This is a genomic window from Variovorax sp. 01T432 (assembly GCF_056398605.1).
The window spans coordinates 1-314 of the sequence record NZ_JBFTPS010000179.1 but is presented as its reverse complement, the minus strand read 5'-3'; the positions used below and the strand labels follow the sequence as shown (position 1 = coordinate 314).

The window sequence follows — 314 nt, the reverse complement described above, 5'->3', positions numbered from 1 at the left end:
CGCAGAGGTAGCCCTTGGCCTTCAAGGCACGCTGCAGCCCGAAGCCCGTCGGACCAGCCTCGTACACGATGTGCAATTGCTCCGCGGTGCCAACCTTGGCCAGCACCTTCAGCAACTTGTTCACATCGTGCGGCACCTTGCCGATCAGGCGCCCGGGCGCTCGATCTGACTCGGCCGCTGCCACGCTGATACTGTCCTTATGGACATCCAAACCCACGTGAATCTTGCTACGCTCTTCCATGGTCGGTCTCCTTGTTGCTGACGACGCAAGTCACAGCATGTAGCTCTACGTCCTTGGACGCAACCTACGACGA

The 314-nt window shown here is 59.9% G+C and carries 1 pseudogene; it reads right to left on the bottom strand.

Annotation, left to right across the window (positions count from 1 at the left end):
• A pseudogene (locus AC1DNF_RS35870) lies at nucleotides 1–241 on the bottom strand (IS110 family transposase); the annotation flags it as partial.
• Between the last annotated feature and the right edge of the window lie 73 nt (nucleotides 242–314).